Origin of the sequence: Methylobacterium sp. C1, assembly GCF_001854385.1 — a bacterium.
In the GTDB taxonomy this organism is placed as follows: domain Bacteria; phylum Pseudomonadota; class Alphaproteobacteria; order Rhizobiales; family Beijerinckiaceae; genus Methylobacterium; species Methylobacterium radiotolerans.
The window spans coordinates 1,243,492-1,269,612 of sequence record NZ_CP017640.1; the positions used below are offsets into that span (position 1 = coordinate 1,243,492).

Genomic DNA, 26,121 nt, shown 5'->3' on the forward strand with positions numbered 1-26,121 from the left:
GCCATATAGAGCCTGCCGGCCCCGCGCGCATCCGCCTGATCCGCGACGCTTTCCCGGGTGAACCCGGCTGTGCGCCGTCCGTCCCGGCGCTTGCCGCCGGCCGCGGCTTGACGGATAAGCCGCCGCGATGCGCCGCACCCCCCGATCGGGGCGCGGTCGCCGACCCGCGGCCCCCGCGAGAGGACGTTCCATGACCGCGATCACCAATATCAGCGCCCGCGAGATCCTCGACAGCCGAGGCAACCCCACGGTCGAGGTCGACGTCATCCTGGAAGACGGCTCCTTCGGCCGCGCGGCGGTGCCGTCGGGTGCCTCCACCGGCGCCCACGAGGCGGTGGAGCTGCGCGACGGCGACAAGAACCGCTTCCTCGGCAAGGGCGTCCTGAAGGCGGTCGAGGCGGCCCAGACCGAGATCCTCGACGCGATCGGCGGCATGGACGCCGAGGACCAGGTCGCGGTCGACGAGGCGATGATCGAGCTCGACGGCACACCCAACAAGGCGCGCCTCGGCGCGAACGCGATCCTCGGCGTGTCGCTGGCGGTGGCCAAGGCCGCGGCCGAGGCCTCGGGCCTGCCGCTCTACCGCTACGTCGGCGGCGTGCAGGGCCGGGTGCTGCCCGTGCCGATGATGAACATCATCAACGGCGGCGCGCACGCCGACAACCCGATCGACTTCCAGGAATTCATGATCATGCCGGTGGGCGCCGATTCGCTCGCCGAGGCCGTGCGCATGGGCTCCGAGGTGTTCCACACCCTCAAGGGCAAGCTGAAGAAGGCCGGCCACAACACCAACGTCGGCGACGAGGGTGGTTTCGCCCCGAACCTGCCGTCCGCCGAGGCCGCCCTCGATTTCGTGATGGACGCGATCAGCGCCGCCGGCTTCAAGCCCGGCCAGGACATGGCGCTCGCCCTCGACTGCGCCGCCACCGAGTTCTTCAAGGACGGTGCCTACGCGTACGAGGGCGAGGGGAAGACCCGCACCATCGAGGCGCAGGTCGACTACCTCGCGCAGCTCGTCGCCACCTACCCGATCGTGTCGATCGAGGACGGCATGTCGGAGGACGACTGGGCCGGCTGGAAGCTCCTGACCGACAAGATCGGCGACCGCTGCCAGCTCGTCGGCGACGACCTGTTCGTCACCAACGTCGAGCGCCTGTCCCGCGGCATCGCCGAGGGCACGGCCAACTCGATCCTGATCAAGGTCAACCAGATCGGCTCGCTCACCGAGACCTTGGCGGCGGTCGATATGGCCCAGCGCGCCGGCTACACCGCGGTGATGTCGCACCGCTCGGGCGAGACCGAGGACTCGACCATCGCGGACCTCGCGGTCGCCACCAATTGCGGGCAGATCAAGACCGGCTCGCTCGCCCGCTCGGACAGACTGGCCAAGTACAACCAGCTGATCCGCATCGAGGAGGGCCTGGGCCCGCAGGCGCTCTACGCCGGCCCGTCGGCGCTCAAGCAGCTCGCCCGCCGCTGATCCGGCGGATCCTGCTGGCCGGCCTGCTCGGTGTCGGAGCGGCCGGCCCCGCCCGCGCGGACCCGCTCTGCGACGGGGCCCGCCCGACGCTCAGCGCGCAGCTGCTGTTCGGCCTGTCGCGGCCGGACGGCGGGCGCGTCTCCGGCCGGGCCTTCGACCGGTTCCTGGCCGAGCGGATCACCCCGCGCTTCCCGGACGGGCTCACGGTCTTCGCCGGCCGGGGCCAGTGGCGCGGACCGGACGGACGGATCGTCCACGAGGCCGCCCGCATCGTCCTGATCGTCACCGAACCCACGCCCGAGGCGGTCGCTTCCCTGCGCGCCGTGCAGGAGGCGTACCGGACCCGCTTCGCGCAGGGCGCGGTCGGCCTGGTGCTGCAGCGGAGCTGCGCGCTGTTCTGAGGGCGGCGCCGATCCGTCCGCTCGTGCGCTCGTCCGCTCGACTCGGACGGAGGATCTCCGCCTCCTCAGGCCGTCGCCGCACCGGACGGCTCGCCCGGCACGGTCCAGACCCGCATCGGCCGCGACAGGCCCCGGAGCTCGATCGTCCCGACCGGCTCCAGCGGCCGGGCGCACCGTTCGGCGAAGGAGTCCGACACGAGGAGCTCGTGGCCGAGGGCCGCGCACTGGCTCTCGATCCGGCTGGCCTCGTTGACCGCCCGCCCGATGATCGTGAAGTCGAGGCGCCGCTCGGTGCCGACATTGCCGTAGATGACCGTCCCGAAATGGACGACGCACTCGGCCGGGAGCTCGGGCAGCCCCGCGGCGCGGCGGCGGGCGTTGAGCGCCGCGTTGGCGGCGAGCCCCTCGGTCGCGGCGTCGAGGGCGCCGCCGCAGACCGGACAGGGCAGGCTCTCGGCGTCCGGGACCGGGAAGATCGCCAGGAAGCCGTCGCCGAGGAATTTCAAGATCTCGCCGCCGTGCCGCGCCACCGGGTCGCCGAGGGCGTCGAAGTGCTCGTTGAGCCACGTGACCATGTCGGCGGGATCCACCCGGTCGGCCAGGGCCGTGAAGCCCCGGAGGTCGGTCAGCAGGATCGCCGCCGGCACGGCCCGCCCCTCGCCGCGCCGGATCTGGCCGTCGAGGATGCGCTCGGCGGTGGACCGGCCGAGATAGGTGGCCGACACTTCCCGGAACGTGTGGGCGAGGCCCATCTTGGCCATCGCCAGCGTCAGGAACGGCAGGACATCGGCGATCGCGGCGAGGTCCGCCCCGGTGAAGCCGGCGGCGGCGCGGGTGCAGAACGAGACCGCGATGCCCCGCAGCGCGGTGCCGGGGGCGAACTCGGCGATGTGCAGCACGTAGTCGACGCCGCCCTGCGCCCCGAGGGCGTTCAGGACCGGGAAGTCCACCGCCAGCCCGGGCGCGTCGAGGCGCCAGCGGCCGAAGGTCTCGCCCTTCTCCACCAGGGCGTAGACCGGGCTCAGGAGCCAGTCGCTCTCCTCGTCGGCGCCGTGGGCGTTGGCGACGAAGGACATGCCCTCGCCCGCGTGCCAGTTCAGGCTGACGCCGCGCAGCGTCGGGTCCAGGGCCGGCGCCATGACGCTGACCCGCCAGACGGGGAGGCCGGCCTCGACCAGCGACTCGCAGAAGCCCGCGAGCAGGGTGTCGTGGTCGTCGGTCGCCGTGGCGTGCGCGGCGATCCAGCGCCCCAGATGCGTCAGGTCCATGCCTCAGGCTCGCCCCCTGTCCGTGCCGGCCGCGGTCCGGCCCCGACCCGGCCCTGTCCCGACCGCGGCGCGATCGAAAAGAACCGTTAACCTTTCCGCGCGAGGGTCGCGCCATGGTCGTGCGCCGCCGAGTCAGAATGGTCGTGTTGCCGCTGGGTCTCTGGACCCTGTCGGCGCTCGTTGTCGGCTATTTCGTGTGGCAGGCCGAGAGTGGCAACCGCGGCCTCGAGGCCAAGAAGGCCCTGAAGATCCGCGCCTACGGCCTCAGCCAGGAACTCGCCGCCGTGAAGGCCGAGCGCGCCGTCTGGGAGCATCGGGTGAACCTGCTCAAGAGCGACCAGATCGACCGCGACCTCCTGGAGGAGCGCGCCCGGATCGTCCTGGGCCGGGTGCACGCCAACGACGTGGTCATCATCACGCCCTGACCGTCGCGCGAGCATCCCGCGGAAGTCCCGGGGAGGGTTTTCCGCAGTCCTGAAAGTGCTCTGACAAGAGCGGCTTCCTGTCAGAGCGGCAGCCCTCGCTTTCCAATCGTCGCTGTCCTACACCCCCACGCAGTCGCGTGGAATCACGGGGAGAGCGCCGATGGACGCCGCCAAGGAGCCTGCCAAAGAGCCCGCAACGGACGCGTCGTCCGCGCCGGTGCAGGCCGCGAGCCCTCAGGCCGCCGAGGCGCACCGCCCCGCGCCGAACATGCCGCAGTTCACGCGGGACGAGGATCTCCACGCCTATCACGAGATGCTGCTGATCCGGCGCTTCGAGGAGAAGGCCGGCCAGCTCTACGGCATGGGCCTGATCGGCGGCTTCTGCCACCTCTATATCGGCCAGGAGGCCGTGGTGATCGGCATGCAGATGGCCTCGGTCGAGGGCGACCAGGTCATCACCGGCTACCGCGACCACGGCCACATGCTGGCCTGCGGCATGGATCCGAAGGGCGTCATGGCCGAGCTGACCGGCCGCCGCGGCGGCTACAGCCGCGGCAAGGGCGGCTCGATGCACATGTTCAGCCGCGAGAAGCAGTTCTTCGGCGGCCACGGCATCGTCGGCGCGCAAGTCTCGCTGGGCACCGGCCTCGCCTTCGCCGACCATTACCGGGAGAACGGCAAGGTCAGCCTGACCTACATGGGCGACGGCGCCGCCAACCAGGGGCAGGTCTACGAGAGCTTCAACATGGCGGCCCTCTGGAAGCTGCCGGTCGTCTACGTGATCGAGAACAACCGCTACGCCATGGGTACCTCGGTGGCCCGGGCCTCGGCGCAGACCGACTTCTCGAAGCGCGGCCTCTCCTTCGGCATTCCCGGCGAGCAGGTCGACGGCATGGACGTGCGCACCGTCCGCGAGGCGGCGACCCGGGCGATCGAGCACGCCCGCACGGGCCAGGGCCCGTACATCCTGGAGATGCAGACCTACCGCTACCGCGGCCACTCCATGTCCGATCCGGCCAAGTACCGGACCAAGGACGAGGTCTCGAAGATGCGCGACGAGCACGACCCGATCGAGATGGTGCGCAAGCGCCTGCTCGAGCTGCACGCCGTGCCCGAGGCCGAGCTGAAGGCCACCGACGCCAAGGTCCGCGAGGTCGTCAACGCCTCGGCCGAGTTCGCCACGAACGACCCCGAGCCGGATCCGTCCGAGCTGTGGACCGACATCCTCCTGGACGCGCACGCCTGAGCGCGGACGACACCGCTGGCCGCCCCCCCAACGAATAAACGACCGCAGAGCTGAGCATGGCGACCGACATCCTGATGCCCGCCCTCTCGCCCACCATGGAGGAGGGCAAGCTCGCCAAGTGGCTGAAGAAGGAGGGCGACCCGATCAAGTCCGGCGACGTGCTGGCCGAGATCGAGACCGACAAGGCCACCATGGAGGTGGAGGCCATCGACGAGGGCGTCCTCGCCAAGATCCTGATCGCCGAGGGCACCGAGGGCGTCGCGGTGAACACGCCGATCGCCGTCATCGCCGGCGAGGGCGAGGACCCGGCGAGCGTCCAGTCCGGCGGCGGCGCCAAGCCCAACGGCGCGGGCGGGCAACCCGCCCCGGCCCCCGACATGCAGGCCGAGGGCATGGCCGACAGACCGGCTCCCGCGGCCAAGACCGGCGACGACGCCCCGAAGGCGCCGGCCGCGCCCGCCGTCATCACCAACAAGGCCCAGGAGCCGGTGATGGAGGAGTTCCCGGCCGACACGCCGATGGTCACGCAGACCGTCCGCGAGGCCCTGCGCGACGCCATGGCCGAGGAGATGCGCCGCGACGGCGACGTCTTCGTCATGGGCGAGGAGGTCGCCGAGTACCAGGGCGCCTACAAGGTCACCCAGAACCTGCTGCAGGAATTCGGGCCGAAGCGGGTGGTCGACACCCCGATCACCGAGCACGGCTTCGCGGGCATCGGCGTCGGCGCGGCGCTGGCCGGCCTGAAGCCGATCGTCGAGTTCATGACCTTCAACTTCGCCATGCAGGCGATCGACCACATCATCAACTCGGCGGCCAAGACCCTGTACATGTCCGGCGGTCAGCTCGGCTGCCCGATCGTGTTCCGCGGCCCGAACGGCGCCGCCGCCCGCGTCGCCGCCCAGCACAGCCACGACTACGCCGCGTGGTACTCCAACGTGCCGGGCCTCAAGGTGATCGCGCCCTACACGGCGTCCGACGCCAAGGGCCTGCTGAAGGCCGCGATCCGCGACCCGAACCCGATCATCTTCCTCGAGAACGAGATCCTGTACGGGCAGTCCTTCCCGGTGCCGCAGCTCGACGACTTCGTGCTGCCGATCGGCAAGGCGAAGATCCACCGCACCGGCAGCGACGTGACCATCGTGTCCTTCGCGATCGGCATGACCTACGCCCTCAAGGCCGCGCAGGCCCTCGCCGAGCAGGGCATCGAGGCCGAGGTGATCGACCTGCGCACCATCCGGCCGATGGACACCGAGACGGTGGTCGCGTCGGTCAAGAAGACCGGCCGCTGCATCACCGTGGAGGAGGGCTTCCCGCAATCCGGCGTCGGCGCCGAGATCGTGGCCCGCCTGATGGTCGACGCCTTCGATTACCTCGACGCCCCGGTCCTGCGGATCACCGGCAAGGACGTGCCGATGCCCTACGCGGCCAACCTCGAGAAGCTGGCCCTGCCGACGGTGGCGGAGGTCGTCGAGGCCGCAAAGAGCGTCTGCTACAAGTGACCGGCGCGCGGGCGACGCCGTCGCCCGCCCCGGCCAGGACCGAGGAACAGCCGGCGCGCCATGAGCCAGGATCCCAGCAGCGACTTCGCCGAACTCGCCATCCCGCCCGACGCCCTGGAGCAGGGCGGTATCGAGGTTCTGCGCGCGGCCGTGGTGGACGGCGCGGTGAGCGTCGCGCTCCGCCGCTCCTTCGACGACCCGGCGACCTGGGGCCGGCTGCTGATCGACCTCGCCCGGCAGGCGGCCCGCGCCTACGCGCTGGAGACCGACATGTCGGAGGAGGAGGCGCTGGAGCGCATCCGCGCGGGCTGGGAGGCCGAGGGGCTCGACCCCGGCGGCCTCAACTGACGATGGCGGCCGACCATGGCTGAGGCGGCTGTCCGGCAGGCGACCTACGCGGATCTGGAGGCAGTCCCGGAGCATCGCGTCGCCGAGATCATCGACGGGGTGCTGGAGACGTATCCGCGGCCGCGACCCCGGCACGGCATCGCCGCGGCCCGCCTGTCGGGAGAGCTGGATCGGCCGTTCGCACGCGGCCGTGGTGGTCCCGGCGGATGGGTCTCCATCACCGAGCCTGAGCTTCACCTCGGATCCCAGGTGGTCGTGCCCGATCTTGCGGGCTGGCGCCGCGAGCGGATGCCGACCGAACCCGAGGATGCCTTCATCGAGACGCCTCCGGATTGGGTCTGCGAGATCCTCTCGCCGTCGACGATTCGCCTCGATCGCGGGCCGAAGCGCCGGATCTACGCCGGGTCCGGCGTCGACCACCTCTGGCTGCTGGACCCGGCGGCCGGCGTGCTGGAAGGCTTCGCCCCCGCGGACGGGCGCTGGGTGCTCCTCGCCACGATCCAGCGCGGCGAGACCGTGGCCCTGCCGCCCTTCGACGCCGTCCCGTTCCCCTTCGACGACCTCTTCCCCTTCGACGATCCGGCCGCCCCGGCCTTGCCCGAGACCTGATGCCATGCCGATCAACGTGCTGATGCCCGCGCTCTCCCCGACCATGGAGAAGGGCAACCTCGCCAAGTGGCTGAAGAAGGAGGGCGACCCGATCAAGTCCGGCGACGTGCTGGCCGAGATCGAGACCGACAAGGCCACCATGGAGGTGGAGGCCATCGACGAGGGCGTGCTCGCCAAGATCCTCGTGCCCGAGGGCACCGCGGACGTTCCGGTCAACGACCTGATCGCCATCATCGCCGGCGAGGGCGAGGACCCCTCGAGCGTGCAGGCCGGCGGCGCGCCGAAGGCCGCCTCGAACGGCGAGGCCAAGGCGGAATCCAAGCCCGAGCCGAAGGCCGACGCCTCGGCGGCCGGGCAGAACACGACGCCCGGCGGCGGCCACATGGCGTACGAGCGGGTGAACGCGGCGCCCGAGGGCGCGCAGCCCGGCGGCGCCCCGCAGGCCGGCGCGCAGGCCGGCTCGGGCGGCCGGGTCTTCGCCTCGCCGCTCGCCCGGCGGATCGCCAAGCAGGAGGGCGTGGATCTCGGCGCCGTCCGGGGCAGCGGGCCGCACGGCCGCATCATCGCCCGCGACGTGCAGGCCGCGAAGGCTTCCGGCGCCACCCAGGCGCCCGCCGCCGCGCAGCCCGCCGCCGAGGCGCCGAAGGCGGCAGCCCCGGCCCCGAAGACCGCCCCCGCGGGCGGGGCGCCGGCCGGGCTCACGACCGATCAGGTCAAGGGCTTCTTCGCCAAGGACGCCTACGAGGAAGTCCCCCTCGACGGCATGCGCAAGACCATCGCCAAGCGCCTCACCGAGGCGATGCAGGTCGCCCCGCACTTCTACCTGACGGTGGATTGCGAGCTCGACGCGCTGATGAAGCTGCGCGAGACGCTGAACGGCTCCGCCGGCAAGGACAAGGACGGCAAGCCCGCCTTCAAGCTCTCGGTGAACGACTTCGTCATCAAGGCGATGGGCTTGGCACTCACCCGCGTGCCCGCCGCCAACGCGGTCTGGGCCGAGGACCGGATCCTGCGCTTCAAGCACGCCGAGGTCGGCGTCGCGGTGGCGATCGACGGCGGGCTGTTCACCCCGGTGATCCGCCGGGCGGACGAGAAGACGCTCTCGACCATCTCCAACGAGATGAAGGACTTCGCGGCCCGCGCCCGCGCCAAGAAGCTGAAGCCCGAGGAGTACCAGGGCGGCGTCACCTCGGTGTCGAACCTCGGCATGTTCGGCATCAAGCACTTCACCGCGGTGATCAACCCGCCGCAATCGAGCATCCTGGCGGTGGGCGCGGGCGAGAAGCGCGTCGTCGTGAAGGACGGGGCGCCGGCCGTGGTCCAGGTGATGACCTGCACCCTGTCGTGCGACCACCGGGTGCTCGACGGGGCGCTCGGCGCGGAGCTGGTCTCGGCCTTCAAGGGGCTGATCGAGAACCCGATGGGCATGCTGGTGTGAGGAGCGACTCTGCTATGATCGCCTGAGCGATCAAAGGAGAGTCGCTTGTCGGAAGTTACCGATCTGGTCCTGCCAGTCCTACAGCGGATGCAGAGCGACATCGCCGAGGTGAAGCGCGATGTCGCAGCGATCAAGACAACCCTGACGGGTCATACCGAGAAGCTGGAAGAACTGGAGATTTACGTCGCCTACGAGACCGGCCTCGGCACGCAGGCGAAGGCGGATCTTCAGTCGATCAAGAAGACGATCAAGGCCATGGAGCAGCGGCTGAGCGCGCTGGAGACCTCGCCCTGATCGCCTCCTCAAAGACGGTGCGGTCGCGCGCCCCACAGCGGAGAGCTGAGACACGATGTCCGACACCTACGACGTCCTCATCATCGGCGCCGGGCCCGGCGGCTACGTCACGGCGATCCGCGCGGCGCAGCTCGGCTTCAAGACCGCCGTGGTCGATCGCGAGCACCTGGGCGGCATCTGCCTGAACTGGGGCTGCATCCCCACCAAGGCCCTGCTCCGCTCGGCCGAGATTTTTCATTATTTCCAGCACGCCGGCGATTACGGGCTGACCGCGGAGAAGGTCGGGTTCGACACCGCGGCGATCGTGAAGCGCTCCCGCGGCGTCTCGGGCCGGCTCAACGGCGGCGTCGGCATGCTGCTCAAGAAGAACAAGGTCGACGTGATCTGGGGTGAGGCCGCGGTCGACAGCGTCGCGCAGGGCAACCAGCCCGGCCAGGTCACCGTGAAGGAGACCAAGCGCGCCGAGCCGCCGAAGGGCGCCAAGGGCGCCGGCACCTACCAGGCCAAGCATATCATCGTGGCGACCGGCGCGCGCCCCCGCGCCATCCCCGGGATCGAGCCCGACAAGAAGCTGATCTGGACCTACTACGAGGCCATGGTCCCCGAGACGATGCCCAAGAGCCTGCTGGTGATGGGCTCGGGCGCCATCGGCATCGAGTTCGCCTCGTTCTACCGCACCATGGGCGCCGAGGTGACCGTGGTGGAGCTGCTGCCGCAGATCCTGCCCGTCGAGGATGCCGAGATCGCAGGCCTCGCGCGCAAGCGCTTCGAGAAGCAGGGGATCAAGATCCTCACCGGCGCCAAGGTCACGAAGGTCGAGAAGGGCGCGAACTCCGTCACCGCCACCGTCGAGGGCGGCGACGGCAAGAGCCAGCAGATCACGGCCGAGAAGCTCATCTCGGCGGTGGGCGTCGTCGGCAACATCGAGAATATCGGCCTCGAGAAGCTCGGCGTGAAGATCGACCGCGGGATCGTGGTGACGGACGGGCTCGGCCGCACCAACGTGCCCGGCCTCTACGCGATCGGCGACGTCGCCGGCCCGCCGATGCTCGCCCACAAGGCCGAGCACGAGGGCGTCATCTGCATCGAGACCATCAAGGGCCTGCACACCCACCCGATGGACAAGGCCAAGATCCCGGGCTGCACCTACTGCCAGCCGCAGATCGCCAGCGTCGGGCTGACCGAGGCCAAGGCCAAGGAGCAGGGCTTCTCGGTGAAGGTCGGCCGGTTCCCCTTCGCGGGCAACGGCAAGGCGATCGCGCTCGGCGAGCCGGACGGGCTGATCAAGACCGTGTTCGACGCCAAGACCGGCCAGCTGCTCGGCGCCCACATGGTCGGCGCCGAGGTGACCGAGCTGATCCAGGGCTACGTCGTGGCGATGAACCTCGAGAGCACCGAGGAGGAGCTGATGCACACGGTGTTTCCGCACCCGACGCTCAGCGAGATGATGCACGAGAGCGTGCTCGACGCCTACGGCAAGGTGATCCACACCTGATCGGCGGCCGACGGGGCGCGCGGGTCGGACGTGGACCCGCGCGCCGCCGAGCGGTCAGTGCGGGCGGGACCGCGCCGCGAGCGTCAGGCTCACGGCCTGGAACAGCAGGATCACCAGAACCGTCGCTGCGCTGCCGCCGATCGGGATCAGCAGCAGGGCGACGAACGGATCGAGCCCCCGGACGAGCAGGAGCGTGATGCAGCTGCCGATCACGGAGGCGATGGTCATCCGAAAGATGCAGCATTCGGACGGTTGCATGCGCGCTCCAAATCAGGCCCCCGTCGGGAGTCTGGCGAGGCGCGCCCGATTATGCAACCGAAGATAGTACTTAGTCGAAACACAATCCTAGATCATGGATCTGAGGCCGCTTCGAGGCGTCAGAGGCGATCCCGAACCTCAGCTATGCCCGCGCTCCACGGGCTCGGCTTGGTCCGGGGACGGCACGTAGGCGCACCACTGGCAGATCCCGCGCTCCGCGCCGCGCTGCGCGTTGCGCTGGGAGCAGAGCGGGCAGACGAGCAGGATCAGCCGCGAGCCGGTGCGCAGCGCCAGCCCGCGCCCCCGGAAGGTGACCTCGGTCGCCGCGTCGCCCGACGCGCGGTCCAGGGCGCTCACGGCGTGCCTCCGTCGCGTGGCCGCGGTACGGGTCCGCACGTGGTCTCGATGGCCATGGCGATGCCGCCCCCCAGCGTTCCTGCCAAGTTGTCGCTGGGTATAAGCGGCGAGTCGGCGAATGGCTCCGCTTGCGCATGTGGATCGGCCGGATGCATGCGGGCCGAAACGCCCGTATGAGAGGCTGCCGCGCCCCCGCTTCTTCGGGCGCGGCCCGGGCGGATGGGATGCAGGCGACGATGCAGGCGACGACGCACGACACCCAACAGGGCGAACCCGGCGGGACCGCCGGCGGCCTCCCCACCTTCGCCGACGTGGCCCGCGCCGCGGAGCGGATCGCCGGGGCCGCGCACCGCACCCCGGTCCTGACCTCGCGCACGGCGGACGCGATGACCGGCGGCCGCCTGTTCTTCAAGGCGGAGAACCTGCAGCGGGCCGGCGCCTTCAAGTTCCGCGGCGCCTACAACGCGATCAGCGCCCTGCCGGAGGCGGCCCGCACACGCGGAGTGATCACCTACTCCTCGGGCAACCATGCCCAGGCGATCGCCCTCGCGAGCCGGCTGCTCGGCGCGCCCGCCACCATCGTCATGCCGGGCGACGCCCCCGCGGCGAAGATCGCCGCCACCCGCGGCTACGGCGCCGAGGTGGTCCTGTACGACCGCTACACCCAGGATCGCGAGGCCCTCGGCCGCGAGATCGCCGAGGCCCGCGGCCTGACGCTGATCCCGCCCTTCAACCATCCCGACGTCATCGCCGGGCAGGGGACGCTGGCGCAGGAGCTGATCGAGACGGTCGGGCCACTCGACGTGCTGGTGGCCTGCCTCGGCGGCGGTGGCCAGCTCGCGGGCTGCGCGCTCGCCGCCGCCGCGCTGTCGCCGGGTTGCCGGGTGATCGGCGTCGAGCCGGAGGCGGGCAATGACGGGCAGCGCTCGTTCCGCGAGGGCCGGATCGTCACGATCCCGGTGCCCCGGACCATCGCCGACGGGGCGCAGTCGACGGCGCTGGGCGACCTGACCTTCGCGATCATCCGCGCGCAGGTGTCCGACATCCTCACCGTCACCGACGCGCAGCTCGTCGAGACCATGCGGTTCTTCGCCAGCCGGATGAAGCTCGTGGTCGAGCCGACCGGCTGCCTCGCGGCAGCGGCGGTGCTGAGCGGCCTCGTGGACGTGACGGACAAGCGCGTCGGCGTTGTGATCAGCGGCGGCAACGTCGATCTCGCGGCCTTCGCGCGGCTGACCGGCGAGGCGGCCTGAGGCGGCCTCAGGCGCCGATTGCCGGGCCGGTGTGACCCCGCCGCGGTGGACCGGCCCCGAGCCAATGCTTATCTTGTGCGCGTCGGAATGCGCGTCCCCGGGCCTTGAACCCGGATGGGCGGGAGGGTGACGATGTCCGCTGGTTTCAAGGTTCTCTCGCTGACCGATCGCGCCGCCGATCGGATCAAGGCGATCATGGCGGAGGCCGACCGGCCGATCGCCGGGCTGCGCGTCGGCGTCCGGAACGGCGGCTGCGCCGGGATGTCCTACACGATGGAGTATGCCGAGGCGGCCAAGCCCGGCGAGGACGTGGTCGAGGATCGCGGCGTGCGCGTGTTCGTCGATCCGAAGGCGGTGCTGTTCCTGCTCGGCACCGAGATGGACTTCACCACCAACAAGCTGGCGTCGCAGTTCGTGTTCAACAATCCGAACCAGACCTCGGCCTGCGGCTGCGGGGAATCCGTGGCGATCACGCCGGTCTCGGCGGACCGCCTGCCCGCGCAGGTCTGAGCGGGAGCGCCCCGGCGCGCAGCGAGCCGGCGGCGCGCCGCGCCCTCAGGCCACCTGCGACAGCGACTCGGCGGCGTCGTCCAGGAAGCGGTTCCGGCCCGCGCGCTTCGCGGCGAACATGCACAGGTCGGCCCGCTCCATCAGCGAGGCCGGCGTGTCGCCCGGGCGCAGCACCGCGACACCCAGGGAGATCGTGATCTTGCCGAGCGACTCGCCGGTCGAGCGCTTGACGAGCTCGCGCCCCATGACGCTGGTGCGCACCGTCTCGGCCACCTGCTTGGCCACCGCCCGGTCGACGCCGGGCAGGATGATCCCGAACTCCTCGCCGCCGAACCGGGCGAGCTGCGCCTGCTTGCCGGCGTTCTCGCGCATCACGATCGCCACGAGTCGCAGGACCTGGTCGCCCGTGAGATGACCGTACAGGTCGTTGAAGCGCTTGAAGAAGTCGATGTCGAGGATGATCAGGCTCATGGGCGTCGTGCGCGCCCGGGCCGTCTCCATGGACGCCTTCAGCGTCTCCTCGAAATGCTTGCGGTTCGCCAGCCCCGTCAGGGCGTCGGTCAGGCTCTCGCGCCGGGTCGCGTCGAGCTTCTCGCGCAGGGTCTCGATCTCGCTGCGGGTCTCGCGCATGCGGGCTTCGAGGATCCGGTTGTTGGCGGCGACCTCCCGGGTCGTCGCGGCCAGGGTCGCGACGATCTCGCCGAACCGCGCCCGGCTCGGGACGCCCTGGGAGAGATCCTGCGCGACCCCGCGCAGGGACTCGCTGTACTGCGCCGTCGAGCCCAAGGAGAGGTCCAGGATCTCGGTGACGGCCGCGATCTCGCTGAGGACGACGCGGCTGACGTCGTCGGTGGTGCTCGCGAGGCGGCGCCCGTCGAGATAGGTCTCGTGCAGGTCGTCGATGTCGCCCTCGGTGAGGCAGCCATTCTGGGTGGTGAGGCGCTTCACGGCGTCGGCGAGGAGCGGCAGCTCCCCCGAGACGTAGGCGTACCAGACGGCGTAGGCGCGCGGCGTCGCGGAGGGGCCGTAGTCGCGAATCAGATCGTGGCTGCGCTTCGCCAGCGCGAAGCTGCGATCGCGATCCGAATAGGTCTCCTGGCTCATCCGTATCCCGCGGTCCGGGGCGACCGGCGCGCATGCGCCGTCACCCAGACTTGATATACGGCCGCCTGGTAGCCGGACAGTTAAGCCCGAACAGACGTCTGTTACTTATCCTTCTTCGCCAAGACTGGTCGAAGCAGGAATGCCGGAACGTGGGAGCCGAGGCCGACGGGCGTGTCCCCGTCGGCGTCGATCCGGCGCCCGCGCTCCTCGCGCGCGGACTCGCCGCGGCCCGACGCGCGCGGCTCCGGACGGCTCTCGGGGCGGGTCTCAGAGCGGCTCTCGGGACGGTCGTCCGGGCGGCTCTCCGCGCGCGCCGCGCCGCGGCCGCCGCGCGACCGGGTCGGGCGCTCGCGGACCTCCGCGGCCTCGCCGGCGCTCCGGGTGCTCTTCTCGACGACGCCCTTGTCGCTGCCCTTGTCGCCGCTCCTGCCACCGCTCTTCGCGGAGCGCCCGCCCCGCCGCCCGTCGCTCGACCGGCCGCGGTGGCGCGTGCCGGTGTCGCCGGACGCGTCGGCCACGCTCGTCAGGTCGCCGTCCAGCCAGGGGATCGGCTGCCCGATCAGCGCCTCGATGGCGCCGAGCGAGCGCGCGTCGTCGGGGGCGACCAGCGTGTAGGCCGTGCCGCTCCGGCCGGCGCGGCCGGTGCGGCCGATCCGGTGGACGTAATCCTCCGGGTGATGCGGCACGTCGAAGTTGAAGACGTGGCTGACCGCGGGGATGTCGAGGCCGCGCGCCGCCACGTCGCTGGCGACCAGCAGGGCGGTCTCGCCGTTGCGGAAGCCGTCGAGGGCCGTCGTGCGGGCGCGCTGGTCCATGTCGCCGTGGAGCGCCGCGGCGTCGAAGCCGTGGCTGACCAGGGACTTCTGCAGCAGCGCGACGTCGCGCTTGCGGTTGCAGAAGATGATCCCGTTCTTCAGATCCTCCTCGCCGCGGATCAGGCCGCGCAGGCGCTCGCGCTTGGCGTGGCCCTCGGCGCCGGTGGCGACGAGGCGCTGCGTGATCGTGGTCGCCGTGGAGGCGGGCCGGGCCACCTCGACCCGCTGCGGGTTGTGCAGGAACATGTCGGCGAGCCGCTCGATCTCCGGCGGCATGGTGGCCGAGAAGAACAGGGTCTGCCGGGTGAACGGCACCATCTTCACGATGCGCTCGATATCGGGGATGAACCCCATGTCGAGCATGCGGTCCGCCTCGTCGATGACCAGGAGCTCGACGCCGGTGAGCAGCAGCTTGCCGCGCTCGAAATGGTCGAGCAGGCGGCCGGGCGTGGCGATCAGCACGTCGGTGCCGCGCATCAGCTTGGCGTCCTGGTCGGCGAAGGAGACGCCGCCGATGATCAGCGCCACGTTGAGCTTGTGGTTGGTCCCGTAGCGGTCGAAATTCTCGACCACCTGGGCGGCCAGCTCGCGGGTCGGCTCCAGGATCAGCGTGCGCGGCATCCGGGCGCGGGCGCGGCCGTTCTCCAGCAGCGTCAGCATCGGGAGCGTGAAGGCCGCGGTCTTGCCGGTTCCGGTCTGGGCGATCCCGAGGACGTCGCGGCGTGCCAGCACGTGGGGGATCGCCTCGGCCTGGATCGGCGTCGGCTCTGTGTAACCCGCCGCTTCGACGGCGTTCAGGACTTTCTCGCTCAGTCCCAGGTCGGAAAAAGGCATTTGCGTTCAGGAACCGTTGCGCGCCCGGCCGGCGCGAAGGACACCGTCGCGGCAACGGCTGGGAAAGGCTCGCGCGGGGCGCTCGGACGCTCCCGGGGCCGCGGGGCGCATCGTCCCCGTCAGTTAGGGCCTTGGCGCGACTTGTCAATCTCGCAATCGCGACAGCGCGCGTCCGCGCACAGGGGATCGGCCGCGGGAGCGGCCCCCGATCAGGGCCGGAGACGGTCGACCGCGGGCACGGCGCAGGGGTCCAGACGGGTGGACCGGGCGGATCGCGCCGCGAGCGCGCCGGTCGTCTCGGGCTCGGCCATCGGCGGCAGCGCCGCCGTCGCGAGGGCGGTCCCGGGCAGCGCCGCGTCGGGCCGGCTCAGCCGCGCGAGCTGGTAGGCGCCGATCACCGCGACGATCCCGGCCAAGCCCGCCACGCGCAGCGCCCAGGGCAGGGGGCCCGCGGTCCGGCTCGGCTTGGCGCGCGCGACCCGCGCGGCAGTCGAGCCGACCTGCGAGCCGGCCTGCGAGCCGGCCTGCGCGCCGGGCGCGGTCTCGACGGTCCGGCGCTTGCCGAAGGTTGTCCGGCTCCGATCGTCGGGGCTCTGCATGGACGGTTCTCTCCACCGGCCGGGGACCGGGTTCGGTGCGGGGCGCGACGGGGCTCGCGGGCGAGCCCGCGAGCCCCGGACCATCGGTCAACAGGGTTAACCGATCGCTTACGAGGCGGCGGCCTCTCGTCAAAGTTGTGCCGGAATAAAACGTCCGCCCTCGCCCGTCCCTGCAGAGACCTCGGGCGATCTCGCCCGGAACACGCCGGCTTCCGACAATATGCGCGGCGCGCAACGCAGCTCGTCATCCGGGGTTTTGCAACTGTCCGCGCCCCGTGCGGGGCCGCGACCCGGCCCTCTGCTGTGCGGCGGGCCGGCTAGTCTTCATCTTTCGTTGACGGGATGTCCCTAGCCTGAGGAGGCTTGTTGCAGGAAAGCGACAGACCCGCCATCCGAGAGCGCCTAGAAGGCTGCCGGCTCAAGCTAACCCCAGGACCGAACACCACCATGAAGAAGCTTCTCCTCGCATCCACCGTTCTCGCCGGCATGACCGCCGCGGCGTCCGCCGCCGACCTGCCGCGCCGCGCCGCGCCGCCGCCGGTGTTCACGCCGGTGCCGGTGTTCACCTGGACCGGCTTCTACTTCGGTGTGAACGCCGGCTACGGCTTCGACGCCAACAGCCGCAACACCACCAACTACGCCCTGCCCGGCGGCTCGCTGATCAACTCGCCCGGCACCGCCGGCGTCGTCAGCGTCAACAACCGCAGCAACAACGACGGCTTCTCGGGCGGCGCCCAGATCGGCTACAACTACCAGTTCACCCCGGGCTCCGGCGTCGTGATCGGCTTCGAGGCCGACGCCCAGTACGTCGACTTCGCCCGCCGCGCCAACGCCACCCAGAACTACGCCTTCGGCGGCGCCCCGGGCATCGCGTTCGCCGCCCCGCGCGCCTTCGTCGCCACGAGCGGCAACGGGCTGGACTACTTCGGCACGGTGCGCGGCCGCCTCGGCTACGCCTTCGACCGCACCCTCGTGTACGGCACCGGCGGCTTCGCCTACGGCTCGGGCCAGGACGACCAGAACTTCGCCGGCAACCGCTTCCGCGACAGCTTCCGCACCGGCTGGGCCGCCGGCGGCGGCATCGAGTACGCCCTGCCGACCGACTCGTTCCTGAACTTCTTCCGCTCGAACGCCGTGACGCTGAAGGTCGAAGGCCTGTACGTCAGCCTCGACCGCCAGAAGAACTCGGCCGGCGGCGTGTTCTACGGCAACCTCCTGCCCCCGAACGGCATCGCCTACCTCAACGGCGCCGCCGCCAAGACCGAGTTCGCCGTCGTCCGCGCCGGCCTGAACTACAAGTTCGGCTCGTACTGAGATCGTATGCCGGAGCCGGCCCTGCCGGCTCCGCGCAGGGGAAGGGCCCGGCCGCAAGGCCGGGCCCTTCTCGCGTTTCGGGGCCGCGGTTCGGCCGGTCCGGGTGCGACAGGGAAGGCCGGAACCGGGCGCGCCGCCCGCGATTGAGACCGCGGCGCCCCACGGGGACCCGGACGGGGCCTTCCACGCAGGGATCGGGCGCGCGGAGCGATCAGCCATGCGAAGCCGAATCCTTCTCCTGTCGCTCGCCGCCCTCGGCCTGGCCGGCGCGCCGGCCTCCGCGCAGGACGCCAGTGTGATCGGCAAGGACACGATCCTGCCGGGCACGGGGCCGGGCACCTCGACGGACGGCAAGGGGGTGGGGCGGCTGATGGAGGCGGCGAACGCCGAGGACGCCGCCAAGCGCCAGGGACTCAAGCCCGTCAGCTTCCTGACCACGAAGATGATCGGCGTGACGGTGCGCAACGCCGCCGGCGACAGCGTCGGCAAGATCGACGATCTGCTGATCACCGACGGCGGGACGCTCAGGGCGGTGGTGATCGACGTCGGCGGCTTCCTGGGCCTCGGCAGCAAGCTCATCGCGGTCGAGCCGGGAGCCCTGGTTCTGCGGCCCGGCGGCGACCGGTTCTCGGCGGTCCTCAACATGGGCAAGGACGCGGTGGCGGCGGCCCAGCCCTTCGACCCGGCCAAGGCGATCGCGGCCCCGCGCTAGGCCGCGACCGGAGGCCGTCGCCCGACGCGGCGGGACCGCGCCGGGACTGCGTCAGATGTCGAGGTCGGCGCCCTCCGCGAAGGCCGCGCGCTCGCTGATGAAGGCGAAGCGCGCCTCGGGCTTGTTGCCCATCAGGCGCTCGACCGTGTCGCCGGTCGATTCCCGGGCCTCGTCCAGGACCGCGACGCGCAGGAGCGTGCGCTTCTTCGGGTCCATGGTGGTCTCCTTGAGCTGGGCCGGCATCATCTCGCCGAGGCCCTTGAACCGCCCGATCTCGACCTTGCCGCCCTTGAACACCGTCTTGACGATCCGCTCGCGATCCGCGTCGTCCCGGGCATAGGCCACCTTCGAGCCCTGCTGCAGTCGGTAGAGCGGCGGGATCGCGAGGTAGAGGTGGCCGCGGTCGATCAGCCTCGGCATCTGCCGGTAGAAGAACGTGATCAGCAGCGAGGCGATGTGGGCGCCGTCCACGTCGGCGTCCGTCATGATGATCACCTTCTCGTAGCGCAGGTCCGTCTCGCGGAAGGCCGTGCCGGTGCCGCAGCCGAGCGCCAGAGTCAGATCCGAGATCAGCTGGTTGGCGCCGAGCTTGTCGCGCGAGGCCGAGGCGACGTTCAGGATCTTGCCGCGCAGCGGCAGGATCGCCTGGGTCGCCCGGTCCCGGGCCTGCTTGGCGGAGCCGCCGGCCGAGTCGCCCTCGACGATGAAGATCTCCGAGCCCGCGGTGCCGGCCGCCGAGCAGTCGGCGAGCTTGCCGGGCAGGCGCAGCTTGCGGGTCGCGCTCTTGCGGGCGACCTCCTTCTCCTGGCGGCGGCGCAGGCGCTCCTCGGCCCGGTCGATCACCCAGTCGAGGAGCTTGTTGGCCTGGGCCGGAGAGGCGGCGAGCCAGTGGTCGAAGGCGTCGCGCACCGCCGTCTCGACGATGCGCTGGGCCTCCACGGTGGCGAGCTTGTCCTTGGTCTGACCCTGGAACTCGGGCTCGCGGATGAACACCGAGAGCATCGACGCGCAGGTCGCCATGACGTCGTCGGTGGTCACCGCCGTCATGCGCTTGGCCTGGTTCACCCGCTCGGCGTGCTCGCGCAGGCCGCGCAGCAGCGCGACGCGGAGGCCCGCCTCGTGGGTGCCGCCCTCGGGGGTCGGGATGGTGTTGCAGTAGGAGTGCGAGAACCCGTCCTCGGCCACCATCCAGGCCACCGCCCATTCGAGCGACCCGTGCGAGCCCGGCTTGGTGATCTTGCCGGAGAACATCGCCTCGGTGACGAGCTCCTTGCCGTCGATGTCCCGGGCCAGATAGTCGCGCAGCCCGTCGGGGAAGCGGTGGACCGCCTCGGCCGGCACGTCCGCCAGCCCCTCGAGGAGGGCGGGAGCGCAGCGCCAGCGGATCTCGACGCCGCCGAACAGGTAGGCCTTCGAGCGCGCCATCTTGAACAGGCGGCGCGGGTCGAACTTCAGCGAGCCGAAGATCTGGGCGTCCGGGTGGAAACGGACCCGGGTGCCGCGCCGGTTCTGCACCCGGCCGACCAGCTCCAACGCGCCCTGCGCGTGACCGCGCGAGAAGGTCTGGCGGTAGAGGGTCTGGTTGCGCGCGACCTCGACCTCCAGCAGGTCGGAGAGCGCGTTCACCACCGAGATGCCGACGCCGTGCAGGCCGCCCGAGGTCTCGTAGACCTTCGAGTCGAACTTACCGCCGGCGTGCAGCGTGGTCATGATGACCTCGAGCGCCGACTTGCCGGGGAACTTCGGGTGCGGGTCGACCGGGATGCCGCGGCCGTTGTCGGTGACCACGAGGGCGCCGGATTCCTCCAGTTCCACCTCGATGAAGCTGGCATGGCCGGCGACCGCCTCGTCCATCGAGTTGTCGATCACCTCTGCGAAGAGGTGGTGCAGCGCCCGCTCGTCGGTGCCGCCGATATACATGCCGGGCCGGCGCCGGACGGGCTCCAGCCCCTCCAGCACCTCGATGTCGGAGGCGGTGTAGCCGCCCTCGGGCTCGGCGGCCGCGAGCGTCGCCACGGAGGCCGAGGCGTCCAGGCGCCGCCGCGGCTCGGGCGGACGGGCCGCCGCGCCCTTGCCGCCCGGCCCGAACAGGTCCCGCGCCGGGTCGCTCACGCGCGGCCTCCGCGCGCGCGGCGCGTCGGCCGGCTCGGAATCGCGCGGACGGGTCTTGGGACGGGTCTCGGGTCGTGGAGCATGCGCCTTCATCCCCGCATGATAGCGGAACAAACCGGAAACATCAAAGCCGTTCGCCCTGCGGCGAAGCGGTCGCATCATCGCATGCTGCGCCGCCGCGAGCGAGGGCCGCGGCCGCGCCGGGACACGGTTGTGCGCGCCGGGCCGTCATCACGACGTTGCACAACGATGGGTTAAGGCTTTCTCGTGACCCGCAGGCCCGGCCTCCACAGGCGACGACCGGAACAGAACGGGACGATCGACGTTAGTGGCGGAGATAAATCTTGACCGTGGTCAGGGAGCCGCAGTCCATGAGCGACGCCGCGATCGAGGCCCGCCGCCTCACGCTGATCCGATTCGAGCACGCGGCTGGCGCCGCCTTCGGCTGCGACGACGACGCGGCCGGCGTGCCGCCCGGCCGGGCCCTGATGAACTCCACCACCCTCGCGCTGGCGACCTTCGCGACCGCGCTGGCGGCGACGATCACCTACCTGGTCTGATCCCGATCGCCGACCGCGGCGCGCGCTGAGCGGGCGGCGAGCCCCCACCGACATCCGCGCGCGCGCAGCGAGGCAACCGGTCCGCGCCACGCTCGGCGGCCCCGGGCTGTCCCGGATCGCCCCGCTCCGCGCGCGAGGACGGGGCGGCCGCTCCCGGCCCCCGCCCGCGAGCCCCTCAGCCCGAGCTCGATTTCTTGGTCGCCGCCTTCTTGGCCGCCGGCTTCTTCGTGGCGGTCTTCTTCGCCGCCGGCTTGTCGCCGCTCGCGGCGCGCGCCGAACTCTTCCGGGCCGCCCCCCGCTTCGCCGGCTTGCCGCCGCCCGCGGCGCGCTTGGCGTTCACCAGGGCGATCGCCTCGTCCAGCGTCAGCGCCTCGGCGCTCATCGTCTTCGGCAGCGTGGCGTTGACCTCGCCGTCGGTGACGTAGGGTCCGTACTTGCCGGCCTTGACCACGAGGTCTCGGCCGCTGGCCTCGTCCTTGCCGAGCGGCCGGCCCGGATCGGCGGCCGGGCGGCCGCGGCCGCCGCCCTGCTCCTTGGCGACGATCAGGTCGATGGCGCGGTTGGCCCCGATCTCCAGCACGTCGTCGTCCTTGCCGAGATTGGCGTAGGTCTTCCCGTGCTGCACGTAGGGCCCGAACCGGCCGAGATTGGCCAGGATCGGCTCGCCGGTCTCGGGGTGGCGCGCCACCTCGCGGGGCAGCGCGAGCAGGGCCAGCGCCTTGTTCAGATCCACGTCCGAGGGGCTCAGCCCCTTCGGCAGCGACGAGCGCTTCGGCTTCTCCGCGCCCTTCTCGGTGGAGGCCTCGCCGAGCTGGAGGAACGGCCCGAAGCGGCCGTCGCGGAGCGTCACCGGCAGGCCGGTCGCGGGATCGTCGCCCAGCACGCGCACGCCCGGCTGGCCGCCCTCGGCCGAGGAGCCGTCCCCGTCGCCGTCGATGCCCGTGGCCGAGAGCTGGCGGGTGTACTTGCACTCCGGGTAGTTCGAGCAGCCGATGAAGGCGCCGAACTTGCCGAGCTTCAGCGACAGCTGGCCCGAGCCGCAGGTCGGGCAGGTGCGCGGGTTCGAGCCGTCGCCCTTGTCGGGGAAGATGTGCGGCCCGAGAAGGCCGTTCAGCGCCTCCAGCACGTCGGCGACGCGCAGCTCCTTGGTCTCGCCGATCGCCGCGGAGAAGTCGCGCCAGAAGTCGCGCAGCACCGCCCGCCAGTCGATCTCGGCGTTGGAGACCCGGTCGAGCTGCTCCTCGAGGCCGGCGGTGAAGTCGTACTCGACGTAGCGCCGGAAGAAGCTCTCCAGGAAGCCCGTGACGAGCCGCCCCTTGTCCTCCGGCTGCAGCCGCTTCTTCTCGATCTTGACGTACTCGCGGTCCCGCAAGGTCTGGAGCACCGCGGCGTAGGTCGAGGGCCGGCCGATGCCGAGCTCCTCCATGCGCTTCACGAGGCTCGCCTCGGAGTAGCGCGGCGGCGGCTCGGTGAAGTGCTGGGTCGCGCTGATGCGCTCGCGGGTGAGGGGGTCGCCGGCCTTCATGGGCGGCAGGCGGCGGCTCTCCTCGTCCTCCTCGTCGTCCTTGCCCTCCTGGTAGAGGGTCAGGAAGCCGTCGAACTTCACCACCTGGCCGGTGGCGCGCAGGTCGATGGTCCGCGGCCCGACCTTGGCGGTGACGTCGACGGTGGTCCGCTCCAGCTCGGCCGATTCCATCTGGCTCGCCATGGTGCGGGTCCAGATCAGCTCGTAGAGCCGGGCCTGCTCGGGCTCCAGGTGGCGCGCCACCGTCTTGGGCAGGCGGCCCATGTCGGTGGGACGCACCGCCTCGTGGGCCTCCTGGGCGTTCTTGGCCTTGACGCTGTACTTGCGCGGCACGTCCGGCACGTAGCGGTCGCCGAACTCCTTGCCGATGACCCGGCGGGCGTCCTGGATCGCCTCCGGCGCCATGTCGACGCCGTCGGTCCGCATGTAGGTGATGATGCCGACCGTCTCGCCGCCGATGTCGACGCCCTCGTAAAGGCGCTGGGCGACCCGCATGGTCTGGGCCGGCGCCATGCCGAGCTTGCGCGAGGCCTCCTGCTGAAGGGTCGAGGTGGTGAAGGGCGGCTGCGGGTGGCGCTTGGCGGGCTTGGCCTCGACGCTCGCCACCTGGAAGGTCGCGAGCTCGAGGTCGCGCCTGAAGGCGGCCGCCTCGTCGCCCGTGCCGACGTCGAGGCGCTGAATGCGCTTGCCGTCGGCGCCCACGAGCCGGGCCTCGAAGGTCGCGCCGTCCGCGGTCGTCAGCGTGGCGATGAGGGTCCAGTACTCGCGCGGCTTGAACCGCTCGATCTCCATCTCGCGCTCGACGACGAGGCGGAGCGCCACGGACTGCACGCGCCCCGCCGAGCGGGCGCCCGGGAGCTTGCGCCACAGGACCGGCGAGAGGTTGAAGCCGACGAGGTAGTCGAGCGCGCGGCGCGCCAGGTAGGCGTCGACCAGCGCCTGGTCGATCTCGCGCGGCTTGCGCATCGCCTGCTCGACCGACGCCTTGGTGATGGCGTTGAAGGTCACGCGCTCGACCGGGATGCCCTTGAGCGCCTTGCGGGCGGTGAGCGCCTCCAGCACGTGCCAGGAGATCGCCTCGCCCTCGCGATCCGGGTCGGTGGCGAGGATCAGCTTGTCGGCGCCCTTGACCGCCTTGGCGATCTCGGAGACCCGGCTCGCCCCGCGGTCGGCCAGTTCCCAGACCATGCGGAAATCCTGCTCGGGATCCACCGAGCCGTCCTTGGGCGGCAGGTCGCGGATGTGCCCGAAGGAGGCGATGACTTCATAGTCGCGGCCGAGATACTTATTGATCGTCTTGGCTTTGGCCGGCGACTCGACGACGACGACTTTCATTCAGACCTCTGCCCCTGACGGGGCCTGGGCGCGACGGACGAATTCTGTTCGAGATTCGCGTGGGACGTATGCCCGCCGTCGGGCCGGGGCCGCGCGCCGGGGACAAGTGGGTCACGGGCGGCGGGATGTCAAATGGCGGGGGCGTTCGGCCGAGCCGGCGACTCAGATCCCCGCGTACCATTCGTAGCCGCGATCCTCCCAGTAGCCGCCGCTGCCCTGGCCGATCCCGGCGAGCGATTCCACCATCTCGACCCGCATCACGTACTTGGCCTGCTTGTAGCCGAGCTGGCGCTCGACCCGCAGGCGGAGCGGCGCGCCGTTCGAGACCGGCAGCGGCTTGCCGTTGAGGTCGTAGGCCAGGATCGTCTGCGGGTTGACGGCGTCGTAGAGGTCGATGCTCTCGTAGTAGCGGATCGGGATCCCGGCCGGCTCGGGCTCCGGGGCCGGGCTGCCCTGGCCCCAATCGTCCTTGGGGGCGTCGGTGGCGGTGGCCGGGCCGCCCCAGTCGTCTGCGGCGGCGAGCCGGATATAGGCCGCGCGCACCGCGCCCGGATGGGTCGGGCGCCAGAGGGACGCTCCCTGATCGCGCCCCTTGCCGCCGCCCTTGGGACCGGCCTCGAACTCCAGCGTGTCGGCACAGTGGAACACCGCGAAGCGCGCCTGCGGCTTCAGCCCGGCCTTCTTCAGCACCTCGGCGAGCGGCACGCCGCTCCACTGCCCGATGCAGCTCCAGCCCTCCACGCAATCGTGACGGGTGATCTGGGTGCGCGCGGGCAGGGCGCGCAGGTCCGCGAGGCTCAGCGACAGCGGGGTCTGGACCAGCCCGTCCACCGTCAGCCTGAAGTCCGAGAACTTCTGCGCCGCCAGCGCCCGGTAGGCGCGGTCCGGCGGGTCGATGGTGCCGTTCGGCTTGAACCAGGGCGAGATCATCGAGGCCGGAAATTCCCGGGCCAGGGTCGCGGGCGACATCAGCAGGCGCTGGACGTACTGGTTCGCGTCCTCGCCGACCTGGAGGGTGCGCCGCCCCGTCTCGCTCCCGGCGAACCGGTCGCAGCCGCCGAGGAGGGCGGTGCCCATCAGGCCCGCGCCCGCGGTGAGGAGCTTGCGGCGGTGGAGGATCATCGGGCGGGCTCCTTCTCGGGACGGCCGAGGCTGAACCAGCCGGTGATCATGCCGCGCATGTTGTTGACGAGCCCGGACACGATCACGAGCAGCACGTGGACCACCACGAACAGCACGATCAGCCCGGCGGCGATGAAGTGGACGCTGCGCGCCGATTGCCGGCCGCCGAACAGCTCGGTGAGCCAGGGCCACGCGGCGTCCATCCCGGGCGACATGGCGAGGCCGGCGAGCACCATCGCGGGCAGCAGGCCGAGCACGAGGACGAGGTAGGTCAGCTTCTGGATGACGTTGTAGCGCTTGGCCTCGGTGCCCTCGGGGAAGCGCAGGAGCAGGTGCTCCTTCACCGAGCCGCCGAAGTCGCGGATCTGGTCGCCGTCCGGGATCAGGCGCCGGCGGAGCTGGCCGCTGAACAGGCCGTAGAGGAGGTAGACTGCGCCGTTGATCACGAGGAGCCACGCGAACAGGAAGTGCCAGCGCCGTCCCGTGGCGAGGTCCTGGTTGGCCGGCAGCGTCGCCCAGGACGGGAAGGCGCGCTCCACCTCGGTGCCGTACTCCTTCGACAGGCCGAGCACGCCGGTGGTGTCGAGGGTGTGGGAACCGACCGTCACGACGCCGCGGGCCGTGCCGTCGCGGCCCTGCTCGCTGGTGATGGCGAGCGCCGGAGTGTCGAAGGTCGAGGTCGCGCCCCAGTAGAGCGCCGGATGCGCGTTGAAGATCTGCAGGCCGCTCATCAGCAGCACCAGCAGGACGGCGGCGTTGATCCAGTGGGCCAGCCGGATAACCAGCGGGTGGCGGTAGAACCAGCGGCGCCCCTGCCGGTCGACGGTCTCGGGGGCTTCGAGGGCAGGGGAGGCGGCCAAGCTTCACGGTCCCGGACAAGCATCGCGAGGCCGGGAATCGTCTGGAACCCGACCGTTCGGGCGAATACGTGGCGCAGGGGCGTCCGGTTACCATCCGCCGGAAAAAAGGCCGCAGCCGCCCCTTAAGCCTCCCCTCGGGACACGGCTGCGCCCGTGGGGGCGCGCGGTCGATGGCGGAGCGCGAGCGTTCCTTCCCCCTGCGGGAGAGGGACCCGCGCTTCCGCCCGCCGCCGGTCGAGCCTGCCGGGGCCTCACAACCCTGTCACCCGCCTGTCACCCGCAGCCCTTCCGGGACGGAGCCCACGCCGCGGATAGAACCGAGATGTCCGCGACACAGCCTTGCCCGCC

24 protein-coding genes are annotated in these 26,121 nt (G+C 71.2%); 14 read left to right on the forward strand and 10 right to left on the reverse strand.

Translation table 11 applies throughout. The annotated features are described in order from the left end of the window. Positions 1-190: 190 nt before the first annotated feature. The gene (gene eno / locus BKE41_RS05830; RefSeq protein WP_070998701.1) at positions 191-1,480 is read left to right on the forward strand and encodes a phosphopyruvate hydratase; all 1,290 of its coding nucleotides are present in this window, start codon (positions 191-193) and stop codon (positions 1,478-1,480) included. A 466-nt stretch (positions 1,481-1,946) separates the two neighbouring features. Here the strand turns inward: eno and BKE41_RS05840 are convergent, their stop codons facing one another. Next, a complete protein-coding gene (locus BKE41_RS05840) occupies positions 1,947-3,149 on the reverse strand; it encodes an adenylate/guanylate cyclase domain-containing protein (RefSeq protein ID WP_024830861.1) in 1,203 nt (400 codons plus the stop codon). Between the two features lie 113 nt (positions 3,150-3,262). Between BKE41_RS05840 and BKE41_RS05845 the strand changes: the two genes are divergently transcribed. The 8 genes from BKE41_RS05845 to lpdA all read left to right on the forward strand — a co-directional run bounded on the left by BKE41_RS05845 (position 3,263) and on the right by lpdA (position 10,503). Beyond that, positions 3,263-3,574, forward strand: coding sequence for a septum formation initiator family protein (locus BKE41_RS05845; protein WP_012317989.1), 312 nt, complete (start codon positions 3,263-3,265; stop codon positions 3,572-3,574). A 268-nt stretch (positions 3,575-3,842) separates the two neighbouring features. Continuing rightward, positions 3,843-4,820 (forward strand): pyruvate dehydrogenase (acetyl-transferring) E1 component subunit alpha, encoded by a 978-nt coding sequence (gene pdhA / locus BKE41_RS05850; RefSeq protein WP_234742070.1) that lies wholly within the window; start codon positions 3,843-3,845, stop codon positions 4,818-4,820. A gap of 56 nt (positions 4,821-4,876) precedes the next feature. Continuing rightward, positions 4,877-6,319, forward strand: a complete 1,443-nt coding sequence (locus BKE41_RS05855) for a pyruvate dehydrogenase complex E1 component subunit beta (protein WP_012317991.1) — start codon at positions 4,877-4,879, stop codon at positions 6,317-6,319. A gap of 60 nt (positions 6,320-6,379) precedes the next feature. After that, positions 6,380-6,667: a DUF5076 domain-containing protein gene (locus BKE41_RS05860; protein WP_012317992.1), complete on the forward strand. Its 288-nt coding sequence runs from the start codon at positions 6,380-6,382 to the stop codon at positions 6,665-6,667. Positions 6,668-6,682: 15 nt separating this feature from the next. Then, positions 6,683-7,276, forward strand: coding sequence for a Uma2 family endonuclease (locus BKE41_RS05865; protein ID WP_043073252.1), 594 nt, complete (start codon positions 6,683-6,685; stop codon positions 7,274-7,276). Between the two features lie 4 nt (positions 7,277-7,280). Next, positions 7,281-8,714, forward strand: a complete 1,434-nt coding sequence (locus BKE41_RS05870) for a pyruvate dehydrogenase complex dihydrolipoamide acetyltransferase (RefSeq protein WP_070998702.1) — start codon at positions 7,281-7,283, stop codon at positions 8,712-8,714. Between the two features lie 45 nt (positions 8,715-8,759). Then, positions 8,760-9,008 carry a hypothetical protein gene (locus tag BKE41_RS05875; protein ID WP_012317995.1) on the forward strand — a complete coding sequence of 83 codons (249 nt, stop codon included), beginning with the start codon at positions 8,760-8,762 and terminating at the stop codon, positions 9,006-9,008. 55 nt (positions 9,009-9,063) lie between these two features. Continuing rightward, complete coding sequence (gene lpdA, locus BKE41_RS05880) at positions 9,064-10,503, forward strand: dihydrolipoyl dehydrogenase (RefSeq protein WP_012317996.1); 1,440 nt, start codon at positions 9,064-9,066, stop codon at positions 10,501-10,503. Between the two features lie 54 nt (positions 10,504-10,557). Here the strand turns inward: lpdA and BKE41_RS05885 are convergent, their stop codons facing one another. Further along, entirely contained in the window at positions 10,558-10,731 is a 174-nt protein-coding gene (locus BKE41_RS05885) for a hypothetical protein (RefSeq protein ID WP_245295903.1), read from the reverse strand. Between the two features lie 168 nt (positions 10,732-10,899). Further along, positions 10,900-11,118: a hypothetical protein gene (locus BKE41_RS05890; protein WP_024830855.1), complete on the reverse strand. Its 219-nt coding sequence runs from the start codon at positions 11,116-11,118 to the stop codon at positions 10,900-10,902. A gap of 236 nt (positions 11,119-11,354) precedes the next feature. On the opposite strand from BKE41_RS05890, the gene BKE41_RS05895 reads away from it, so the two are divergent. Both BKE41_RS05895 and BKE41_RS05900 read left to right on the forward strand, forming a co-directional pair. Beyond that, entirely contained in the window at positions 11,355-12,371 is a 1,017-nt protein-coding gene (locus BKE41_RS05895; RefSeq protein ID WP_012317998.1) for a threo-3-hydroxy-L-aspartate ammonia-lyase, read from the forward strand. Positions 12,372-12,503: 132 nt separating this feature from the next. Next, complete coding sequence (locus BKE41_RS05900; protein ID WP_024830854.1) at positions 12,504-12,881, forward strand: iron-sulfur cluster assembly accessory protein; 378 nt, start codon at positions 12,504-12,506, stop codon at positions 12,879-12,881. 45 nt (positions 12,882-12,926) lie between these two features. Here BKE41_RS05900 and BKE41_RS05905 read toward each other — a convergent pair whose 3' ends face one another. The 3 genes from BKE41_RS05905 to BKE41_RS05915 form a co-directional block, all read right to left on the reverse strand. Next, complete coding sequence (locus BKE41_RS05905) at positions 12,927-13,985, reverse strand: GGDEF domain-containing protein (protein WP_012318000.1); 1,059 nt, start codon at positions 13,983-13,985, stop codon at positions 12,927-12,929. 101 nt (positions 13,986-14,086) lie between these two features. Next, entirely contained in the window at positions 14,087-15,634 is a 1,548-nt protein-coding gene (locus tag BKE41_RS05910; protein WP_070998704.1) for a DEAD/DEAH box helicase, read from the reverse strand. Between the two features lie 209 nt (positions 15,635-15,843). Then, on the reverse strand, positions 15,844-16,233 hold the full coding sequence (locus BKE41_RS05915; RefSeq protein WP_059409615.1) for a hypothetical protein: 390 nt from the start codon (positions 16,231-16,233) through the stop codon (positions 15,844-15,846). Positions 16,234-16,680: 447 nt separating this feature from the next. Here BKE41_RS05915 and BKE41_RS05920 point away from each other — a divergent pair, with 447 nt between their 5' ends. Beyond that, entirely contained in the window at positions 16,681-17,547 is an 867-nt protein-coding gene (locus BKE41_RS05920) for a porin family protein (protein WP_012318003.1), read from the forward strand. Positions 17,548-17,764: 217 nt separating this feature from the next. Next, positions 17,765-18,259 (forward strand): PRC-barrel domain-containing protein, encoded by a 495-nt coding sequence (locus BKE41_RS05925; RefSeq protein WP_012318004.1) that lies wholly within the window; start codon positions 17,765-17,767, stop codon positions 18,257-18,259. A gap of 51 nt (positions 18,260-18,310) precedes the next feature. Here BKE41_RS05925 and parE read toward each other — a convergent pair whose 3' ends face one another. Next, entirely contained in the window at positions 18,311-20,371 is a 2,061-nt protein-coding gene (parE, locus tag BKE41_RS05930) for a DNA topoisomerase IV subunit B (protein ID WP_059410009.1), read from the reverse strand. Between the two features lie 371 nt (positions 20,372-20,742). Here parE and BKE41_RS05935 point away from each other — a divergent pair, with 371 nt between their 5' ends. Next, positions 20,743-20,931 carry a hypothetical protein gene (locus BKE41_RS05935; RefSeq protein ID WP_012318006.1) on the forward strand — a complete coding sequence of 63 codons (189 nt, stop codon included), beginning with the start codon at positions 20,743-20,745 and terminating at the stop codon, positions 20,929-20,931. A 175-nt stretch (positions 20,932-21,106) separates the two neighbouring features. Here BKE41_RS05935 and topA read toward each other — a convergent pair whose 3' ends face one another. The 3 genes from topA to BKE41_RS05950 all read right to left on the reverse strand — a co-directional run bounded on the left by topA (position 21,107) and on the right by BKE41_RS05950 (position 25,773). Beyond that, positions 21,107-23,791 carry a type I DNA topoisomerase gene (topA, locus tag BKE41_RS05940; RefSeq protein ID WP_024830849.1) on the reverse strand — a complete coding sequence of 895 codons (2,685 nt, stop codon included), beginning with the start codon at positions 23,789-23,791 and terminating at the stop codon, positions 21,107-21,109. Between the two features lie 162 nt (positions 23,792-23,953). Continuing rightward, the gene (locus BKE41_RS05945) at positions 23,954-24,913 is read right to left on the reverse strand and encodes a molybdopterin-dependent oxidoreductase (RefSeq protein WP_012318010.1); all 960 of its coding nucleotides are present in this window, start codon (positions 24,911-24,913) and stop codon (positions 23,954-23,956) included. Beyond that, positions 24,910-25,773 carry a cytochrome b/b6 domain-containing protein gene (locus tag BKE41_RS05950; protein ID WP_012318011.1) on the reverse strand — a complete coding sequence of 288 codons (864 nt, stop codon included), beginning with the start codon at positions 25,771-25,773 and terminating at the stop codon, positions 24,910-24,912. The genes BKE41_RS05945 and BKE41_RS05950 overlap by 4 nt, the downstream gene beginning before the upstream one ends. Positions 25,774-26,121: the final 348 nt, after the last annotated feature.

Coding starts and splice junctions, on each gene's coding strand:
- eno (WP_070998701.1), top strand. CDS start 191: ATGACCGCGATCACCAATATCAGCGCCCGCGAGATCCTCGACAGCCGA.
- BKE41_RS05840 (WP_024830861.1), bottom strand. CDS start 3,149: ATGGACCTGACGCATCTGGGGCGCTGGATCGCCGCGCACGCCACGGCG.
- BKE41_RS05845 (WP_012317989.1), top strand. CDS start 3,263: ATGGTCGTGCGCCGCCGAGTCAGAATGGTCGTGTTGCCGCTGGGTCTC.
- pdhA (WP_234742070.1), top strand. CDS start 3,843: ATGCCGCAGTTCACGCGGGACGAGGATCTCCACGCCTATCACGAGATG.
- BKE41_RS05855 (WP_012317991.1), top strand. CDS start 4,877: ATGGCGACCGACATCCTGATGCCCGCCCTCTCGCCCACCATGGAGGAG.
- BKE41_RS05860 (WP_012317992.1), top strand. CDS start 6,380: ATGAGCCAGGATCCCAGCAGCGACTTCGCCGAACTCGCCATCCCGCCC.
- BKE41_RS05865 (WP_043073252.1), top strand. CDS start 6,683: ATGGCTGAGGCGGCTGTCCGGCAGGCGACCTACGCGGATCTGGAGGCA.
- BKE41_RS05870 (WP_070998702.1), top strand. CDS start 7,281: ATGCCGATCAACGTGCTGATGCCCGCGCTCTCCCCGACCATGGAGAAG.
- lpdA (WP_012317996.1), top strand. CDS start 9,064: ATGTCCGACACCTACGACGTCCTCATCATCGGCGCCGGGCCCGGCGGC.
- BKE41_RS05885 (WP_245295903.1), bottom strand. CDS start 10,731: ATGACCATCGCCTCCGTGATCGGCAGCTGCATCACGCTCCTGCTCGTC.
- BKE41_RS05895 (WP_012317998.1), top strand. CDS start 11,355: ATGCAGGCGACGACGCACGACACCCAACAGGGCGAACCCGGCGGGACC.
- BKE41_RS05900 (WP_024830854.1), top strand. CDS start 12,504: ATGTCCGCTGGTTTCAAGGTTCTCTCGCTGACCGATCGCGCCGCCGAT.
- BKE41_RS05905 (WP_012318000.1), bottom strand. CDS start 13,985: ATGAGCCAGGAGACCTATTCGGATCGCGATCGCAGCTTCGCGCTGGCG.
- BKE41_RS05910 (WP_070998704.1), bottom strand. CDS start 15,634: ATGCCTTTTTCCGACCTGGGACTGAGCGAGAAAGTCCTGAACGCCGTC.
- BKE41_RS05915 (WP_059409615.1), bottom strand. CDS start 16,233: ATGCAGAGCCCCGACGATCGGAGCCGGACAACCTTCGGCAAGCGCCGG.
- BKE41_RS05920 (WP_012318003.1), top strand. CDS start 16,681: ATGAAGAAGCTTCTCCTCGCATCCACCGTTCTCGCCGGCATGACCGCC.
- BKE41_RS05925 (WP_012318004.1), top strand. CDS start 17,765: ATGCGAAGCCGAATCCTTCTCCTGTCGCTCGCCGCCCTCGGCCTGGCC.
- BKE41_RS05935 (WP_012318006.1), top strand. CDS start 20,743: ATGAGCGACGCCGCGATCGAGGCCCGCCGCCTCACGCTGATCCGATTC.
- topA (WP_024830849.1), bottom strand. CDS start 23,791: ATGAAAGTCGTCGTCGTCGAGTCGCCGGCCAAAGCCAAGACGATCAAT.
- BKE41_RS05945 (WP_012318010.1), bottom strand. CDS start 24,913: ATGATCCTCCACCGCCGCAAGCTCCTCACCGCGGGCGCGGGCCTGATG.